We start from the raw sequence: 18,068 nt of genomic DNA, 5'->3' as shown, positions 1-18,068 counted from the left end.
TGATTCATTTCTTCGCGCAAGGGGCGCGAGGGGATCAGCCCGGCGCTCGCCAGTCGCCGTACCGGTCCAGCACCGCCGACCGCAGTTCCGGGTCGGTCCGCGGCACCGGCTCCAGGAAGACCTCGGTCACGTCGGTGAACTCGGTGGACAGCTCGGTGGCCAGCCGCACGCAGACCTGCTCCAGTTCGCCGGCGTTGATCGTGTCGACGAAATCGAGGCGCGCGCAGACCAGCACCTGGTCGGTGCCGAGCAGCATGGTCTGCAAATCGACCAATGCGTCCACTTCGGGTGCTCGCGCGAGGTGGTCGCGGACACCGCGGACCAGCACCGGGTCCGCCTGCCGCCCGATCAGCAGGCCGCGGTTGGTGCGGCCGAGGGTGTAGGCGACCGTCGCGAGCAGCGCGCCGATGGCGATCGAGGCGAGCCCGTCCCAGACCGCGGCGCCGGTGAGGTGGTGCAGGCCGATGCCGGCGAAGGCGAGCAGGATGCCGAGCAACGCGGCCGAGTCCTCGAACAGCACGGTCTTCGGCGCCGGGTCGTCGAGCAACCGCAGGTGCTCGGCGATCGAGCGGTGCTCCTCCGCCGATTCGCGCCGGACCTGCCGCAGCGCCTGCAACCACGAGACGGACTCGAGCGCGAACGCCACCGCGAGCACGCCGTAGGCGACCAGCGGGCTCTCCTGCTCGGCGGGTTCCCCGAAGACGGTGGAAAAGCCCTGGTAGAAGGCGAACATCGCACCGGAGGCGAAAATGGACACCGCGGCCAGCAAGGCCCAGAAGTAGCGCTCCTTGCCGTACCCGAAGGGGTGCACGCGGTCGGCGGGCCGGTCGGACCGGCGCAACGCGGTGAGCAGCAGCACCTCGGTGATCGTGTCGGCCACCGAGTGCGCGGCCTCGGACATCATCGCCGACGAGCCGGTGATCAGCCCGGCGATCAGCTTGAGCACCGCGATCGCCAGGTTCACCCCACCGGCCAGCAGCACGGTCAGCGTGCTCTCACCACCGTTTTCGCTTGCCACCGGCCGATGGTAAGCGCGGTTCAGAGCCTCCGCAGGCCGGTGAGCACCCGCTCCATCAGGTCCAGATCGGGCCGCATGCCCGGGGTGGTGCTCGTGCCGTGCACCGAGACCAGGCCCTGTTCGGCCATGTCCCCCAGCAGCACCCTGGCCACCCCCAGCGGCACGCGCAGCCGGGCGGCCACCTCGGCGACCGACTTCGGCTCGGTGCACACCGCGCGGACCGAGTGGTACTCGGCACCGAGACGTGCGTCACGCCACTGCGCGCAGGCCCTGGTGGAGATCATCGTCTCCACCGCCAGGTGGCGCTTGGGCTTGGTGCGGCCCTTGGTCAGCACGTACGGGCGCACCAGCGAACGTTGCGCCGGGACCGGCTCCGGGATCATCCGAGGACGGCGAAACGGCTGCACCCGCTCCTGCGGAATCGTCAGGCCGCCACGTCTGCCCGATGAATCGTTCACAATTCGCCGCCCCTCCGCTCGCACAAATGAGCCTCACCGGCGACGTTGGCAGTGAGGAAACTTCATGCTACTGCCCTTGTCTATCCGCCAAATGGGAAAACCGACCCGCACTGATCCATTGGAAACTTTCGCGCCGCAAAATTCCGAGGTCCGGTTGTCCGTTAGCGACAATGCACGCGGCTAATGCACGCGCGTTTCAGCGGCGGGTGAGCACGACCAGCGGAATGAGCGCGGCGATCCCGGCGACCACCGCGACGAGCACGTAACCGCCGAGCGCGAACAGCGGTCCGGCGGCCAGCCCGGCCAGTGCCGAGGTCGACCACACCACCGCGTCCACAGTGCCCTGCAGCTTGCGGTGCTGCTTGCTCAGCAGGCTGCTGCCGCCGACGAAGACCAGGTTCCAGCCGTAACCGAGCAGGAACAGGGACAACGGGATGCCGGTGGTGTGCGAAGTGGGCGCCGCGACCGAGGCGGCCGACGCGACGGCCAGCGTGCCGATGCCGGCGAAGATGGTGGCCCGGCCGCCCCAGCGGTCCGCGATGCGGCCGGAGATCGGGGCGAGCGCGAACATACCGATCATGTGCGCGGTGAGAATCCACCCGACCACGTCGAGGCCGTGCCCGTGCTGGTGCAGTTGCGGGGCGGACATGGTCATCATCGCGACCATCGCCACCTGCGCGGCGACCATGGCGAGTAGCGGACCGCGCACGGACCGTTGCGCGAACGCGGTCGCGAATCCGGTGTGGGCGCGGGTTTCCGGCGGGGTGTCCGGCATGGACCGCGGCAGCGCGGCGCTGACCACCGCGGCTCCCGCGGTCACCAGTGCGGCGACCAGCAGCGGTCCGGCCAGTCCCGGCAGGCCGAGCAGATCCGCGGTGTCCGCGGCCGGGGCGATCAGCGGTGGCCCGGCCAGCGCGCCGACCGTTCCCGCCCAGACGATCGCGGACAACGCCCGGCCCTTGTGCTCGTCGTCGTAGAGGTCGGCGGCCGCGTACCTGGACAGCTGCGCGCCGCCGTTTCCCAGGCCGAGTACCAGCAAACCGGCCAGCAGTAAGGGAAACAGTCCGGTCACCGCACCCGCCGCGGCGACCAGTGCGCCGAGTGAGCCGATGCCGTAGGTGGTCAGCAGCGATCGCCGCCGTCCGCGCGAGACCACCAGTCGCGCCGAGCCGAGCGCACCGGCCGCGGTGCCCAGCACCCCGGCCGCCGCCGGTACCCCGCTCCAGCCGGGGCCCGGCGATTCGGTGGCGATCAGCACGCCGGCCGTGCTCGCGCCCGCCATCGCGACGTTCATGCACGCCACCCCGGTGAACAGGGCGGCCATCGTCCGGCGCCGGCTGATCTGGTGGGACATCCGCACTGTCATGGGAAACAAGGTTAGGGACAAACAACGGTGATTCGAATGGCCGGAAAGCGGAGTTCCCCGGCAGTTGCCTGTCGCGCGTAAAGTGCGGCGCGGGGGTGAGCTTTCGCATGGAAAGACCGCTGGACGAACTCGACTGGCGCATCCTGGCCGAGCTGCAGGGGGACGGCCGGTTGTCGTTCAAGGAACTGGGCCGCCGGATCAACCTGTCCCCGCCCGCGGTGGCCGAGCGCGTGCGGCGGCTGGAGCAGACCGGGGTGATCAGCGGGTACCGCGCGCAGGTCGAGCCGGGTCGCGCGGGGTATCCGCTGACCGCGTTCGTGGAGATGCGGTGCACGCTCGGCAAGTGCCTGCTCAAGACCAGCAAGGCCGAGGACTATCCCGAAGTGGTCGAGATCCACAAGGTCAGCGGGGACCGCTGCGCGATGCTCAAGGTGCGCACGGCTTCGCTGGAGCACTTCGAAGGGGTGCAGGAGCGGCTGGGCAACCACGGTGAGATCCGGTCGACGGTGGTGCTGTCCACGCAGTACGAAGGCAGGCCGGTCGAGCCGCCCGCCGAGGATTTCCTGCGTGCGTCACAGTCGGAGGGCTGGCGCCGCTGAGTTGGCCTGCTGTTCACCCCGGCGGGCTATGAAGCTCCGGTGAACAGACTTCAGCAAACGGGTGTGCTCGCCGTCACATTCGCGCTCGCGGTGGCCGTTCCCGCGGCCGCCGCGCCCGGTGGGGAGCAGCGGTTCCAGCGCGTGTCCACGCTCCCGGTGTACCTGAACTCCTCGGCGGCCGAGCACACCGCGGCCGAGATCGCGGCGGCCACCCCGGACGGCCGCACGGTTGTCTACACCGACTCACCGGCCGAGCGGATCGGGTTCGCCGAACTCGACGACCACGGCCTGGTACCCCGGGGCGTGCTCCCGATGCCAGGCGAGCCGACCTCGGTGGACATCCGCGACGGGCTGGCACTGGTCGCGGTGAACACCTCCGAGTCCTTCACCGCGCCGTCGGGTGTGCTCCAGGTGGTCGACCTGGCGAGCAGGCAGGTGGTCGCCACGCACGAACTCGGCGGCCAGCCGGACTCGATCGACATCTCGCCCGACGGCCGGTATGCGGCGATCGCGGTGGAGAACGAGCGTGACGAGGACGTGAACGACGGCGCGCTGCCGCAGCCGCCCGCCGGTTTCCTGGCGGTGGTGGACCTCGTCGGCGAGCCGTCGGCGTGGCCGGTCCGGCGCACCGAGCTGACCGGACTGGCCGCCGTGGCGCCGGAGGACCCCGAACCGGAGTACGTCTCGATCAACTCCCGCAACGAGGTCGCGGTGACCCTGCAGGAGAACAACCACCTGGTGGTGGCCGACCTGGCCGGCGGATCCGTGCTCAGGCACTTCTCCGCCGGAGTGGCCACTGTGGACGGTGTGGACGTGGTGGAGGACGGCCGGATCGAGCCGCGTGGTTCGGTGACCGCGCCGCGTGAACCGGACGCCGTCGGCTGGCTCGACGACACCACGCTCGCCACTGCGGACGAGGGCGACTACCAGGGCGGAAGCCGGACCTGGACGGCGTTCGACGCGCGCAGCGGCCAGGTCGTGTTCAGTTCGGGCGCGGACCTGGAGAACCTGGCGATCAACCAGGGCCAGTACCCGGAGGGACGCGCCGAGAACAAGGGCGTGGAGCCGGAAGGGCTGGCTGTCGCCACCTACGGCGAGCACCGCTACGCCTTCGTCGGCATGGAACGCGCGAACCTCGTCGCGGTGTACAACGTCGACAACCCGCGCAAGCCGAAGTTCGTGCAGGGCCTGCCCACCGGGGTCGGTCCCGAGGGCCTGCTGCCGATCCCCGCGCGCGACGCGCTCGTGGTCTCGGCCGAGGAGGATTCGGCGGAGGACAACGTGCGGTCCTCGCTGAGCCGGTACCAGCTGACCTCGGAACCGCTGGCCGACGCCTTGCAGCGCAACGAAGGCGCGCCGTCGATCACTTCGCGCGGCATCGGTTTCGGGGCGCTGTCCGGACTTTCCGCCGACGGCCGCCACCTGGCCGCGGTGACCGACGACGCGTACACGCCGAGCCGGATCCTCACCGTCGACGTCGATCGCGCGCCCGCGACGGTGATCAGGGAAAAGACGGTGACCAAGGACGGGCAGCCGGTGGCCTACGACCTCGAAGGCATCGCCGCGGCGAAGGGCGGCTACTGGCTGGCGGTCGAAGGCGACGGCAAGGAGAAGCGGAACCTGCTGGTCCGAACGGACGATCGCGGACGGGTTCAGGAGGAGGTCCCGTACCCCGTCGCGAACGCCACGAGCAACGGGTTCGAGGGCGTCGCGGTGGTCGGTGAGCACGTGTGGGTGGCGGTCCAGCGCGGCTGGAAGGACAACCTGCCCGGCCAGACCACGCTCGCGCGCTACACCCCGTCGACCGGGGCATGGGCGTTCGCCGCCTATCCGCTGGACCCCGCGCCCGCGGGTGGCTGGGTCGGGCTGTCCGAGCTGTCCGCGCCGGGCGACGGTTCGCTGCTGGTACTGGAACGCGACAACCGGCGAGGTGAGCAGGCCCAGGTCAAGCGGGTGTACAGAGTGGACACCGCGAACCTGGTGCCGGTACCGGCCGGCGCGGAGAAGCCGCTGGTGGCGAAGCAGGAGTACCGCGATCTGCTGCCCGCGTTGCGAGCCGGTGGCGGGGTCGTCGCGGACAAGCCGGAGGGACTGGTGGTGTTCCGGGGTGAGCTGTTCGCCGCCGTGGACAACGACGGGCTGGAGGACGCGCCCGGCGAGTCGGTTCTGCTCCGGCTGGGGCGGTAGCGATCCAGGTCACATCCGGTGCTGTCACATCCCGCCGGGCTGCCGTGTCCAAGGAGTGAACGCAACTCCACAAGGCAGGGAGACAGCACGATGGAAGCTCGGTTGAACGTCTTCAGCAACCCGGTGCTGACGAAGGCGATGAAGGGCCTCATCGCGGCGAACAAGGCAGTCGGCGAATCGTCGGTGCCCGCCGCGACGCAGGAGCTGGTGCGGATCCGGGCCAGCCAGATCAACGGCTGCGGGTTCTGCCTCGACATGCACACCAAGGAAGCGCTGCACGCCGGGGAAACCACGCTCCGGCTGAACCTGGTCGCGACCTGGCGGGAGGCCACGGTGTTCACCGAGGCCGAGCGCGCCGCGCTGGAGCTGGCCGAGGAGGCCACCCGCATCGCCGACGCGGCGGGCGGGGTCAGCGACGAGGTGTGGGCCAACGCGGCGAAGCACTACGACGAGGAGCAGCTCGGGGCGCTGGTGGCGGAGATCGCCATCATCAACGCCTTCAACCGGTTCAACGTCACCGTGCAGCAGCCGGCCGGTGACTACCAGGTCGGCCAGTTCGGCTGAACCAGGCCGGAAACGAAGCCGGGGAGCGGTCTCCCGCTCCCCGGCTCCGGTCCTATTTGTCCTCTTCGGGCAGTGGAGTGCCGGTCGGCACCTTGTCCGTGGGGATGTCCTGCTTCTCCTCCAGCGGATCGGCACCGTTTTCCGGCAGCGAAGTGTCCACTGCGGACGGTGCCGGGACCGGCTTGCGCTTGACCGCGGTGAGCAGCAGCTGCGCCACGTCGACCACCTCGACCTTTTCGCTGGCGATCCCGTCGCTCTGCCGCGAGGTGACCCCGTCGGTCAGCATCACCCGGCAGAACGGGCAACCGGTGGCGATCTTCGACGGCGCGGTGCCGAGCGCCTCGTCCACCCGCTCCACGTTGATCCGCTTGCCGATGCGCTCTTCCATCCACATCCGGGCGCCACCGGCACCGCAGCACATCGACCGGTCGCCGTGCCGCGGCATCTCACGCAGCGCGGCCCCCGAAGCACCGACCAGTTCACGCGGCGCGTCGTAGACCTTGTTGTGGCGGCCCAGGTAACACGGGTCGTGGTAGGTGACGTCCTCGGCGATCGGCGCCACCGGGACCAGCCGCTTCTCCCGCACCAGGCGGTTCAACAGCTGCGTGTGGTGCACGACCTCGTACTGCCCGCCCAGCTCCGGGTACTCGTTCGCGAGCGTGTTGAAGCAGTGCGCGCAGGTCACCACGATCTTGCGCTTGAGCGGCTCGACGTCCTCGAACACCGAGTTCAGCACCTCGACGTTCTGCTGCGCGAGCATCTGGAAGACGAACTCGTTGCCCGCCCGGCGCGCCGGGTCACCGGTGCAGGTCTCCTCCGGGCCGAGCACGGTGTACTTGACGTCGGCCATGTGCAGCAGTTCGGCCACCGCGCGGGTGGTCTTCTTCGCGCGGTCCTCGAAGGCACCGGCGCAGCCCACCCAGAACAGGTACTCCGTGTCGCCGAACTCGCCGTCGAACACCGGCACCTCGAAGTCCAGGTCGTCCGCCCAGGCCAGCCGGTCCTTGGCGTTCTGGCCCCACGGATTGCCCTTGTTCTCCAGGTTCTTGAACATCCCGTTCAGCTCGGTCGGGAAGTTCGACTCGATCATCACCTGGTAGCGGCGCATGTCGACGATGTGGTCCACGTGCTCGATGTCCACCGGGCACTGCTCCACGCAGGCCCCGCAGCTGGTGCACGACCACAGCACCTCGGGATCGATCACGCCGAGCTCGTCCGGGCCGCCGATCAGCGGGCGCTCGGCCTCGGCCAGCGCCAGCACGTCGATACCGGCGTGCGGGTTGTCGCCGGTCAGGCCGATTTCCTCGCCCGTGACGTCCTTCTTGCCACCGGCCAGCAGGTACGGCGCCTTCGCGTAGGCGTGGTCGCGCAGCTGCGTGATCACCAGCTTCGGCGAGAGCGGCTTTCCGGTGTTCCACGCCGGGCACTGCGACTGGCAGCGGCCGCATTCGGTGCAGGTGGTGAAGTCCAGCCAGCCCTTCCAGCTGAAGTCCTCGATCTTGCCCGCGCCGAAGACGTCCTTCTCCGGGTCGGCTTCCTCGAAGTCGAGCGGCTTGCCGTCGCTCATCATCGGCTTGAGCGCGCCCAGCGCCACCCCGCCGTCGTCCTCGCGCTTGAAGTAGATGTTGAAGAAGGCGCTGAACCGGTGCCAGGCCACGCCCATGGTCATGTTCCTGGCCACCACGTACAGCCAGACCACCGCGCTCATCAGCTTGACGAAGGCGAAGGCCGAGACCAGGTTCCCGCTGGCGGGCAGCAGGTTGCCGATCGGCTCGGAGACAAAACCGGCCCACAGCGGCACGTCGTGCGAGCCCATCGCGGACTTGGCCGCCCGGACACCGAGAATGCCGAGGCCCTCGATGATCACCACGGCCTCGACGAAGTAGGCCGACTTGAAGCTCGACCCGGCGAACCGCGAGACGCGGTCGGCGCGGCGCGGGTGGTTGGCCTGGCGGATCAGCGCGAGCGCGATGCCGCCGACCACGGTGCCGACACCGAGGATCTCCATCAGCAGGTGCCACAGCGACCAGTGGTCCAGGATCGGCCAGCCCCAGGTGGGCACGAAGACCTCACCGTAGGCCTCGAACAGGGCCAGCGAGCCGATCAGGAAGCCCCACATCACCAGCCAGTGCCACGGGCCGACGTGCTTGAGCTTGTTCATCCGCGTGTGCGCGGCGAACTCCTTGATCAGGGTCTTCATCCTCGGCACGAACGGCCCGGTCCGGGTCGGGTCCGGCTGGCCGAGTCGGATGATCTTGACGAAGCGCACGATCGTCGCGGCGAACATGCTCCAGGCGACCAGGCTGACCGCGACGGCGATCAGCCCGAGCGTGAGCTGTACAGCACCCATGTCGGGGGCCTCCGGGGTTCATCTGGCATGTGGTGGTGCGAGGAGGGTAGCGCTGATTACTCATCAGTAACCAATTGGCGCGCGAGATGTCCCACGGATGTGGCGCACAACTCGCTGGTTAGTGGGACGATCGTTCAGGTAGTTTTGTGGCATGGGCGCGTACCTTCTCCTGGCCGTCGCCATCGCGGGCGAGGTGACGGCCACCATCTCACTGAAACTGTCCGAGGGCTTCTCCAAGCCGATTCCGTCGGTGCTCGTTGTGCTCGGGTACGGGCTCGCCTTCCTGATGCTGGCCCAGGTGCTCAAGGCCGGGCTGCCGATCGGCGTCGCCTACGCCATCTGGGCCGCGGCCGGGGTCGCGCTGGTCGCCCTGATCGGCGCGATCTTCCTCAACGAGGGCTTCAACTGGACCATGGGCGCCGGGCTGGTGCTGGTGATGGCCGGTGTGGTGCTGCTGGAAGTGGGGCGGGCGCATTGAGCACGCTGAAGCGGCAGACCGACGGGCGCAAGGCCCGCGGGGAGAAGCGGCGCGCGGAGATCATCGACGCCACGCTGCGGGTGATCGAACGCGACGGCGTCGCCGGGGTCACCCATCGCACGGTCGCCGCCGAGGCCGGGGTGCCGCTGACCTCGACCACCTACCACTTCGACAGCCTCGACGACCTGCTGATCGCCACCCTCATCTCGTGCGCGCGCGACATGGCGACCGAGGTGTACTGGATGATCGACCGCGCCCGTTCGCGCGGGAGCCGGGGCGCCGAGGAGGTCGCGTCCCTGCTCGCGGAGGCGCTCGGCCCGCGGCGCGGGCGCACGATGGCGGAGTACGAGCTGTACCTGCTCGCCGCGCGGCGGCCGGAACTGCGCCCGGCCGCCCGGCGCTGGCTGGATGTGCTCACCTCGATGGTCCGGCATGATGACGAGGTGGCGTTCAGGGTGTTCCTCGCGGGGATCGACGGGTTGCTGGTGCAGGGCCTGATCGACGACGAACCGCCGTCGGCGGAGGAGCTGCGGCCGGTGGTCGACTACCTGCTGAAGCCGCGCTGATGTTCACCGGGGTGGCCCGCGCCGATCGGGGCGGCGAGACGGTGTTCGCCGAGGCACGCGGGATGGCGCACCGGGCGCACGGCGTGCCGAACACGCTGGGCACGCGGTTCGCGCTCGCCAGCGGTACCAAGGGTTTCACCGCGGCGACGGTGCTCTCGCTGATCGATTCGGGGCTGCTCACCGAGTCGACCACGGTTCGCTCGGTGCTGGGTGGCGAACTGCCGCTGGTGCACCCGGAGGTGACCGTCGGGCACCTGCTGCGGCACACCTCGGGCATCGGCGACTACTGCCCCGACGACGAGGACCCGCCGCCGGGCCAGTGCCTGCTCGCGTCCACTTCGGACTACCTGGCCGCGATGGCGGGATGCCCGCAGGACTTTCCGCCAGGGGAACGGTTTTCCTACAACAACGGCGGTTACGTGGTGCTCGGCGCGATCGCGGAACGGGTCGCCGGAGTGGCTTTTCCCGATCTCGTGCGGGAGCGGGTGTGCGAACCGGCGGGCATGCCGGACACCGCTTTCCTGCGCTCGGACGACCTGCCGGGCAACGCGGCGACGGGTTATCTGGAGGACGGCCGTACGAACGTCTTCGAGATCCCGGTGCTGGGGCATGGTGACGGCGGCATCTATTCGACTGTCGCCGACGTCCACGCCTTCTGGCGGGCTTTGCCCGGTGGCCGGATCATCGAAGCGCCGGAACGGATGTTCACGGGCGAGGAGTACGGCATGGGCTTGTGGCTGGTGCCGGGTGGGATGGCGTTGGAAGGCGGGGATGCCGGGGTGAACTTCCGCAGCGTTCACCTGCCGGAGCGCGACGTTACGTACACGGTCATCGCGAACGCGGGTGGCGTGATGGCTATGTCGCGGCACCTGGCCGAGTTGGTTGCCGCGCCGTGAATGTGGCTTTCACGGCAGGTTGCCCGGGCGCCGGGAAAGCCACATTCACGGCATTCGTCAGCCCTTGTTCTCGTGGATGCCGGTCAGGTGCGCCCTGGCCACCGTGTTCGAGAAGAGGTTGAAGCCGAGGAACGCGGGGGTCGAGCTGTCCGGGATGTCCAGCGACTCCACCCCGACGGCGTGCACGGTGAAGATGTACCGGTGCGGCCCGTGCCCCGGCGGCGGGGCGGCACCGAGGAAGCGGTTCAGGCCACCGTCGTTCTTCAGGGTCACCGCGCCGGGGGCGGGCTCCGGGTTCTTGCCGGCGTCGGTCGGCAGGGAGGTCACCGTGGCCGGGATGTTGAACACGGCCCAGTGCCAGAACCCGCTGGCGGTCGGGGCGTCGGGGTCGTAGCAGGTGACCGCGAAGCTCTTCGTCCCCGCGGGGAAGCCCTCCCACGACAGCTCCGGTGAGACGTCGTCACCACCGGCACCGAAGATGCCGCTCAGCTGCGGTGTGCCCAGCGCGGCGCCCTCGGCCAGGTCGGCGCTGCGCACGGTGAACTCCGGCACCGCTGGCAGGAAGTCGTACGGGTTGGGCGGTTGAGGCATTCGATCCTCCTGTGCGTCGGCTACCCGGCACAGGCTATCGGCGCGCCCGCCCCCGGGCAGGGGTAGGGACAACCTCAGGGGACATTCGGGGGTTCGCCCGGATGTCCCTCCCCACCGGCGCGCCTTAGCGTTACGCGCAGAAGAAACCTGCATCGGGAGGACTCAATGGCGCGGCCTGGGCTAGCCATCGGCGGTATCGCGTTGATCGTGGCCGGAGCGGCGATCGGTTTCGGCTGGTGGTGGCCGTCGACGAGTGAGGCGACCGCGCAGGTGACCGAGCGGATCCAGCGGGTCCGCCTCGACTCCGACTCGGGCAACGTGCACATCCGGACCGCGGACGTGCCGCAGAGCACCGTGGTCCAGCGCTTCGACTACCGCTGGGGCGAGCCGGGCCAGAGCTACTCCGTGAACGGGGACGAGCTGGTGCTCGCGGACTGCGGGAACTGGTGCTCGGTGGACTACGACGTGATCGTGCCGCTCGGGACCACGGTGTCGGGGGACGCCGATTCCGGGGAGATCGTGCTGGCCGGGGTGGCCGGCGCGGACGTGACGGCCGATTCGGGGAGCGTCGACGTCCGCGATGTGCCGGGGCCGGTGACGGTGCGGGTTTCTTCGGGGGACGTCAAGCTCGCCGACCTCGGCGGCGCGGTCAACGTGGTGGCGAACTCGGGGAAGATCAGCGGCACCGGCCTGAAGGGGCGGGTCGAGGCGCAGGCCGACTCCGGGGACATCGTGCTGGTCATGGCCGCGCCGCAGGAGGTCAAGGCGCACGCCGACAGCGGAGAGGTCGACGTGACCGTGCCGCCGGGCGCGTACCGGGTCGAGGGCGACACCGACAGCGGGAACCGGAACATCTCGATCCCGACCGGGGGCAGCGGCACCACCGTGCTGCTGCAGTTGGACACCGACAGCGGTGACGTCACCGTTCGCCAAGCCTGAGCACTACTGAGCACCACCTGAGCACGAAGGGGATCACGGGGACATGGGGAAAACGGGCTGGGTGCTGACCGGGGTGGCGGCGTCGGCGCTGGTGCTGGCCGGCTGCGACGCGATCACCCCGCAGGAGCAGTTCAGCGACGGCACACCGGTGCCGGAGCAGATCACCAGCGTGCGGTTCGACGTTCCGGCGGGCGCGGTGAAGATCCGGGTGGAGCAGGGCGCGCCGGTTTCCCTGCGTCGCGATGTGCACTACCGGGGGACCAAGCCGGGCCGGTCGCACCGGGTCGAGGGCGGCACGCTGGTGCTCGACCGGTGCGGCAACGACTGCTCGGTGGATTACGACCTGGTCATCCCGGCCGCGTTGCCGGTCACCGGCAAGGCATCCGCCGGTGACGTGACCATCACCGGTGCGGGGGCCACCGACGTGGACGCCTCGGCGGGGAACGTGGTGCTCGGTCAGCTCGCCGGTGCGGCGAAGGTGAATGCCTCCGCCGGGAACGTCGAGGTCGGGCTGGCCACGCCCGCCGATGCCAGGGTCAAGGCGGCCGCGGGCGCGGTGACGGTCACCGTGCCGCAGGGCACCTACCGCGTGCGCACCGAAACCAGCGCGGGCGACACCCACGTCTCGGTGCCGAACACACCCGGTGCGTCGCACGCCGTGGAGGTCGACGCCTCCGCCGGTGACGTGACCGTTCGAACGGCATGATCGGAGCCCTTGCCGGGGCTGCCTTTTTGGGCTTGACCACGCTCGCCGCACCTGGAAACGACACAGCGCAGGGGGCCGTGTCGTACTCCGCCGCGCTCGAGTGGCGGTCCTGCGCGACTCCGCAGACCCCGGCCGACCTGCAGTGCGCCACGTTGAGCGTGCCGCTGGACCGGTCACGGCCGGATGGGCCGCGGATCGACCTGGCGGTCAACCGCACCCCCGCCCGCGGTGACCGGATCGGCTCGCTGCTGGTGAACCCCGGCGGGCCGGGCGGCTCGGCGGTGGACGTGGTGGCCTACAACGGCATGGTCGCCGGTTATCCGGAGGGCGAGGTGCTCGCCGAGCGGTTCGACCTGGTCGGGCTGGACCCGCGCGGGGTCGGTCACAGCTCGCCGGTCCGGTGTGATCCGGCGACGCTGCACGATCCGGCGGTGAGCCGGTTCGGCGACTTCGACCGGCTCGTCGCGGCCAACCGCCGGGCCGGGCAGGACTGCCTCGACCGCACCGGGCCGCTGCTCGGGCACGTCGACACGGTCAGCGTCGCGAAGGACATGGAGGCGTTGCGGCGCGCGCTCGGCGAAGAGCGCATCTCCTACTACGGCATGTCGTACGGCACCGAGATCGGCGAGCTGTACGCCGACCTGTTCCCCGGCCGGGTGCGGTCGATGGTGCTGGACGCGCCGGTCGACCACGCGCTGCCGACCCTGGTCGCCGCTCGTGACGAGGCCGCCGCCATCGAGGACTCGGCCAACCGCTTCTTCGCCACCTGCGCGAACTGCGCGGCCCGGTTCGACCGGCTGCTGACCAGGCCGGACGCCGAGGACCTGACCGACGGCTTCTACGGCTACCTCACCATGAAGGCGGCCTGGCCACAGCTGGCGCAAGCGCTTGCGGCCGCCGATGCGGGCGACCCGGGCCCGCTGCTGCGGGCCGCGCGGTTCAATTCCGCGGAGTACGGCTCCTATCGCGCGGTCTCGTGCCAGGACTTCCCGGCGGTGATGACCGCGGAGGTCCACCGGTGGTGGGCCGATGAGCTGAGGCGGGTCGCGCCGCGCACCTGGCGGTACTCGGAGTTCTGGGAGATGGCGACCGGCTGCGCCGGGTGGGCGATGTCACCGCGCAACCCTCCGTCATATCGCTGGATCACGGGTACTCCATCCGTGCTGGTCATCGGGGGCACGCACGACCCGGCGACGCCGCTGCGCTGGGCGGAGAGCCTGAGCGCCCGCATCGACGGCAGCCGCCTGCTGGTCGACGAGCGGGACGGGCACGCCGCCCTGCTCCACTCGCCGTGCGCGCGGCAGCGGGCGGCGGAGTACCTGGTCAGCGGATCGCTGCCGGAAATCGGTGCCGTCTGCCGGGAACAAGCCGCGGACCCGGTACGTTGAGCCAGTCAGAAAGGTTGAGTCGCCCTCGCTCAAGTCCAAGTTGACCTGACAAAGCGGCTCCGGATAGAACTTGAGTGGGCCCCGCTCAAGGCCGGCCACGGCCTGACGGGCACACGACTCGGTTACACAGTGTTTCAAGAGAGAGGGAACGAACCATGGCGCGAGCGGTCGGCATCGACCTCGGTACGACCAACTCGGTCGTCGCCGTCCTGGAGGGCGGCGAGCCGACGGTCATCGCCAACTCGGAAGGTTCACGGACCACCCCGTCCATCGTCGCCTTCGCCAAGAACGGCGAAGTGCTGACCGGGCAGCCCGCGAAGAACCAGGCCGTCACCAACGTCGACCGCACGATCCGCTCGGTGAAGCGGCACGTCGGTACCGACTGGAAGACCGAGATCGACGGCAAGGCCTACACCCCGCAGGAGATCAGCGCCCGCGTGCTGATGAAGCTCAAGCGCGACGCGGAGGCCTACCTCGGCGAGGAGATCACCGACGCGGTGATCACCGTGCCCGCGTACTTCGAGGACGCGCAGCGGCAGGCCACCAAGGAGGCCGGGCAGATCGCCGGGCTGAACGTGCTCCGCATCGTCAACGAGCCGACCGCGGCCGCGCTGGCCTACGGCCTGGACAAGGGCGAGAAGGAGCAGACCATCCTGGTCTTCGACCTCGGTGGTGGCACCTTCGACGTGTCGCTGCTGGAGATCGGCGAGGGTGTGGTCGAGGTCCGCGCCACCTCCGGTGACAACCACCTCGGTGGCGACGACTGGGACGAGCGCATCGTCACCTGGCTGGTGGACAAGTTCAAGTCCTCCAGCGGCATCGACCTGACCAAGGACAAGATGGCGCTGCAGCGCATCCGCGAGGCGGCCGAGAAGGCGAAGATCGAGCTGTCCAGCTCGAACAGCGCCAGCATCAACCTGCCCTACATCACCGTGGACGCGGACAAGAACCCGCTGTTCCTGGACGAGACGCTGTCCCGCGCCGAGTTCCAGCGGATCACCTCCGACCTGCTCGAGCGCACCCGCCAGCCGTTCAACAACGTGATCCGCGACGCGAACATCAGCGTCGGCGACATCGACCACGTGGTGCTGGTCGGCGGGTCCACCCGGATGCCGGCGGTGTCCGACCTGGTCAAGGAGCTGACCGGCGGCCGCGAGCCGAACAAGGGCGTGAACCCGGACGAGGTCGTCGCGGTCGGCGCGGCGCTGCAGGCCGGTGTGCTCAAGGGCGAGGTCAAGGACGTCCTGCTGCTCGACGTGACGCCGCTGTCGCTGGGCATCGAGACCAAGGGCGGGGTGTTCACCAAGCTCATCGAGCGCAACACCACGATTCCGACCAAGCGCTCGGAGATCTTCTCCACCGCGGACGACAACCAGCCCTCGGTGCAGATCCAGGTCTTCCAGGGTGAGCGTGAGATCGCCGCGCACAACAAGAAGCTCGGCATGTTCGAGCTGACCGGCCTGCCGCCGGCGCCGCGTGGCGTGCCGCAGATCGAGGTCACCTTCGACATCGACGCCAACGGCATCGTGCACGTCCTCGCGAAGGACCTCGGCACGAACAAGGAGCAGTCGATGACGATCACCGGTGGCTCCGCGCTGCCGAAGGACGACATCGAGCGCATGGTCAAGGACGCCGAGGCGCACGCCGAAGAGGACAAGCGGCGCCGCGAAGAGGCCGAGACCCGCAACCAGGCCGAGACGCTGGTCTACCAGACCGAGAAGTTCGTCAAGGACAACGAGGACAAGCTCCCCGACGAGCTCAAGGGCAAGGTCAAGACCGCCATCGACGAGGCGAACGAGGCGCTCAAGGGCACCGACTCGGCGAAGATCCGCGAGTCCATCGAGAAGCTGAACACCGCTTCGCAGGAACTGGGCACCGCGCTCTACGCCAACGCGAACGCCGCGCAGGAAGCCGCCGGCGCGCCCGGTGGCGACGCGGGTGCCGGTGCTTCGTCCTCGGCCAAGGCCGATGACGTGGTCGACGCCGAGATCGTCGACGAGGACGACAAGAAGGGCGCGGAGGGCGAGAAGAAGTGACCCACGCGAATCGCGAAAACTCCGAGGGTCCCCGGCACGGGACCGGTGACGAGCCAGAGGAGCCGCGAGTCGTGGTGCGCGATCGCCGCAAGATCGACCCGGTGACCGGCGAACTGCGTCAGCAGCCGGTGCTCGATGAGGAGGAGCCCGCGGCGGGCAAGCACGCGGGTCCCTCCCTCGGCGAGTCCATTGTGGACGAGTCGGTGGAGCCGGTGTCCGATCTGGAGAAGCAGCTGGAGGAGCGCACCGCGGACCTCCAGCGGCTCCAGGCCGAGTACACCAACTACCGGCGCCGGGTGGACCGCGACCGTGAGCAGGTGGTGAACGGGGCGAAGGCCGGCGTGGTCGGCGACCTGCTGCCCCTGCTCGACGACCTGGAGCGGGCCGAGCAGCACGGCGACCTCACCGGCGCGTTCAAGGCGGTGGCCGACAAGCTGGTGGCCAGCCTGCAGCGGGCCGGGCTCGAACCGTTCGGTGCCGAGGGCGAGCCGTTCGACCCGAGCGTGCACGAGGCGGTGCAGCACAGCACTTCGTCCGAAGTGGACGGTCCGACGGTGACCCTGGTGATGCGCCGGGGTTACCGCTTCGGGGACCGCGTGCTGCGGGCGGCGCTGGTCGGCGTGACCGACCACGAGCCGGGCGAAGCACCGCCGCCTGCCGCCGAGGTGGAGCCAGAACTGGACGCCACCCAGTCCGGTGAGCTGCCCCTTGATGAGAACAGTCGCTAGCGAAGACCCGGAGGGAGGAGACGCCCGATGAGTGCTCGGGAGTGGATCGGCAAGGATTTCTACCGTGAACTGGGCGTCTCCTCCGACGCCTCCGCGGACGAGATCAAGAAGGCCTACCGCAAGCTGGCCAAGGAGAACCATCCGGACGCCAACGCGGGCAACGCCGAAGCCGAGAAGAAGTTCAAGGCGGTGTCCGAGGCGTACGGAGTGCTCTCCGACAGCACCAAGCGCAAGGAGTACGACGAGGCGAGGCGCCTTTTCGGGTCGGGCGGCCCCGGGGGTTTCGGGTTTCCCGGAGGCGGAGCCGGTGGCACCGACTTCGGCGATATCTTCGGAAGCGCCGCCGGACAAGGCGGGGGCTTCGGTGGCCTCGGTGACATCCTCGGCGGGCTGTTCGGCCGTCGTGGTGCCGCCGGTGCCACGGCGAACCGCGCGCAGCGCGGCGCCGACGTGGAAACGGATGTCCGGATCGACTTCGTCGAGGCGGTCAAGGGCGCGACCCTGCCGCTGCGGCTGTCCAGCCCGGCGACCTGCGGCACCTGTGGTGGCAACGGCGCCAAGCCGGGCACCACGCCGCGGACCTGCGTCAGCTGTGGTGGTTCGGGGCTGGTCAGCCGGAGCCAGGGGGCGTTCGCCTTCTCGGAGCCGTGCCGGGACTGCCGTGGCCGCGGCACCATCATCGACGACCCGTGCGGTGAGTGCGGTGGCGAGGGCATCAGCACCCGCACCCGCACGCTGACCGTCCGAATCCCCGCCGGGGTGGACGACGACCAGCGCATCCGGCTGGCCGGCCAGGGCGAACCGGGCCGGGGCGGCGCGCAACCGGGCGATCTGTACGTCCGGGTGCACGTGGCACCGCACGCGGTGTTCGGCCGATCGGGCAATGATCTGACCATCACCGTGCCGGTGAGCTTCACCGAACTGGCGCTGGGTGGGACCATCACGGTGCCGACACTCGACGGCAAGGTCTCGGTCAAGGTGCCCCCCGGCACCGCGAGCGGGCGGGTGCTGCGGGTGCGCGGCAAGGGCATCACCAAGCGTGACGGGACCCAGGGCGACCTGCTGGTCACCCTGCAGGTGGCGGTCCCGGCCCGGCTGGACGAGAAGGCGCGGGCGGCATTGGAGAGTTACGCGGAAGCCTCCGCGCAGCACGACCCGCGTCCGGAGATCACCGCGCTGATCAGGGAACGGAGCTGAC

17 protein-coding genes are annotated in these 18,068 nt (G+C 69.7%); 12 read left to right on the top strand and 5 right to left on the bottom strand.

Translation table 11 applies throughout. The features are described from left to right. Positions 1-34: 34 nt before the first annotated feature. The 3 genes from YIM_RS46865 to YIM_RS46855 form a co-directional block, all read right to left on the bottom strand. On the bottom strand, positions 35-1,018 hold the full coding sequence (locus YIM_RS46865; protein WP_153036460.1) for a cation diffusion facilitator family transporter: 984 nt from the start codon (positions 1,016-1,018) through the stop codon (positions 35-37). 20 nt (positions 1,019-1,038) lie between these two features. Beyond that, on the bottom strand, positions 1,039-1,401 hold the full coding sequence (locus YIM_RS46860) for a DUF742 domain-containing protein (RefSeq protein ID WP_153036459.1): 363 nt from the start codon (positions 1,399-1,401) through the stop codon (positions 1,039-1,041). A gap of 271 nt (positions 1,402-1,672) precedes the next feature. Beyond that, entirely contained in the window at positions 1,673-2,842 is a 1,170-nt protein-coding gene (locus tag YIM_RS46855) for an MFS transporter (protein WP_228004445.1), read from the bottom strand. 107 nt (positions 2,843-2,949) lie between these two features. On the opposite strand from YIM_RS46855, the gene YIM_RS46850 reads away from it, so the two are divergent. The 3 genes from YIM_RS46850 to YIM_RS46840 all read left to right on the top strand — a co-directional run bounded on the left by YIM_RS46850 (position 2,950) and on the right by YIM_RS46840 (position 6,192). Then, complete coding sequence (locus YIM_RS46850; RefSeq protein ID WP_228004444.1) at positions 2,950-3,441, top strand: Lrp/AsnC family transcriptional regulator; 492 nt, start codon at positions 2,950-2,952, stop codon at positions 3,439-3,441. A gap of 39 nt (positions 3,442-3,480) precedes the next feature. Further along, complete coding sequence (locus YIM_RS46845; RefSeq protein ID WP_153036457.1) at positions 3,481-5,628, top strand: esterase-like activity of phytase family protein; 2,148 nt, start codon at positions 3,481-3,483, stop codon at positions 5,626-5,628. A gap of 90 nt (positions 5,629-5,718) precedes the next feature. After that, positions 5,719-6,192: a carboxymuconolactone decarboxylase family protein gene (locus YIM_RS46840; RefSeq protein ID WP_153036456.1), complete on the top strand. Its 474-nt coding sequence runs from the start codon at positions 5,719-5,721 to the stop codon at positions 6,190-6,192. A gap of 52 nt (positions 6,193-6,244) precedes the next feature. Here the strand turns inward: YIM_RS46840 and YIM_RS46835 are convergent, their stop codons facing one another. Continuing rightward, positions 6,245-8,542 carry a (Fe-S)-binding protein gene (locus YIM_RS46835; protein WP_153036455.1) on the bottom strand — a complete coding sequence of 766 codons (2,298 nt, stop codon included), beginning with the start codon at positions 8,540-8,542 and terminating at the stop codon, positions 6,245-6,247. 151 nt (positions 8,543-8,693) lie between these two features. On the opposite strand from YIM_RS46835, the gene YIM_RS46830 reads away from it, so the two are divergent. From YIM_RS46830 to YIM_RS46820, 3 genes are read left to right on the top strand one after another with little or no spacing between them, the layout of a single operon-like run. Continuing rightward, complete coding sequence (locus tag YIM_RS46830) at positions 8,694-9,020, top strand: multidrug efflux SMR transporter (RefSeq protein ID WP_153036454.1); 327 nt, start codon at positions 8,694-8,696, stop codon at positions 9,018-9,020. A gap of 5 nt (positions 9,021-9,025) precedes the next feature. Continuing rightward, positions 9,026-9,586 carry a TetR/AcrR family transcriptional regulator gene (locus YIM_RS46825; protein ID WP_153037715.1) on the top strand — a complete coding sequence of 187 codons (561 nt, stop codon included), beginning with the start codon at positions 9,026-9,028 and terminating at the stop codon, positions 9,584-9,586. After that, entirely contained in the window at positions 9,586-10,482 is an 897-nt protein-coding gene (locus tag YIM_RS46820; RefSeq protein WP_153036453.1) for a serine hydrolase, read from the top strand. The genes YIM_RS46825 and YIM_RS46820 overlap by 1 nt, the downstream gene beginning before the upstream one ends. 57 nt (positions 10,483-10,539) lie before the next feature. On the opposite strand, the gene YIM_RS46815 is transcribed toward YIM_RS46820, so the two are convergent. Further along, complete coding sequence (locus YIM_RS46815) at positions 10,540-11,073, bottom strand: YbhB/YbcL family Raf kinase inhibitor-like protein (protein WP_153036452.1); 534 nt, start codon at positions 11,071-11,073, stop codon at positions 10,540-10,542. A 165-nt stretch (positions 11,074-11,238) separates the two neighbouring features. Here YIM_RS46815 and YIM_RS46810 point away from each other — a divergent pair, with 165 nt between their 5' ends. From YIM_RS46810 to dnaJ, 6 genes are all read left to right on the top strand, one after another. Then, the gene (locus YIM_RS46810; protein ID WP_153036451.1) at positions 11,239-12,012 is read left to right on the top strand and encodes a DUF4097 family beta strand repeat-containing protein; all 774 of its coding nucleotides are present in this window, start codon (positions 11,239-11,241) and stop codon (positions 12,010-12,012) included. 43 nt (positions 12,013-12,055) lie between these two features. Continuing rightward, positions 12,056-12,718 carry a DUF4097 family beta strand repeat-containing protein gene (locus YIM_RS46805; protein ID WP_153036450.1) on the top strand — a complete coding sequence of 221 codons (663 nt, stop codon included), beginning with the start codon at positions 12,056-12,058 and terminating at the stop codon, positions 12,716-12,718. A 77-nt stretch (positions 12,719-12,795) separates the two neighbouring features. Further along, positions 12,796-14,106: an alpha/beta hydrolase gene (locus YIM_RS46800; protein ID WP_228004443.1), complete on the top strand. Its 1,311-nt coding sequence runs from the start codon at positions 12,796-12,798 to the stop codon at positions 14,104-14,106. A gap of 155 nt (positions 14,107-14,261) precedes the next feature. Then, the gene (gene dnaK / locus YIM_RS46795) at positions 14,262-16,142 is read left to right on the top strand and encodes a molecular chaperone DnaK (RefSeq protein ID WP_153036448.1); all 1,881 of its coding nucleotides are present in this window, start codon (positions 14,262-14,264) and stop codon (positions 16,140-16,142) included. Continuing rightward, positions 16,139-16,870 carry a nucleotide exchange factor GrpE gene (grpE, locus tag YIM_RS46790; RefSeq protein ID WP_153036447.1) on the top strand — a complete coding sequence of 244 codons (732 nt, stop codon included), beginning with the start codon at positions 16,139-16,141 and terminating at the stop codon, positions 16,868-16,870. Before dnaK ends, grpE begins: the two co-directional genes overlap by 4 nt. A gap of 27 nt (positions 16,871-16,897) precedes the next feature. Beyond that, positions 16,898-18,067 carry a molecular chaperone DnaJ gene (dnaJ, locus tag YIM_RS46785; RefSeq protein ID WP_153036446.1) on the top strand — a complete coding sequence of 390 codons (1,170 nt, stop codon included), beginning with the start codon at positions 16,898-16,900 and terminating at the stop codon, positions 18,065-18,067. Position 18,068 lies beyond the last annotated feature (1 nt).

Source organism: Amycolatopsis sp. YIM 10 (assembly GCF_009429145.1).
Classification (GTDB): domain Bacteria; phylum Actinomycetota; class Actinomycetes; order Mycobacteriales; family Pseudonocardiaceae; genus Amycolatopsis.
This window is presented reverse-complemented; position numbering and strand designations above follow the sequence as displayed.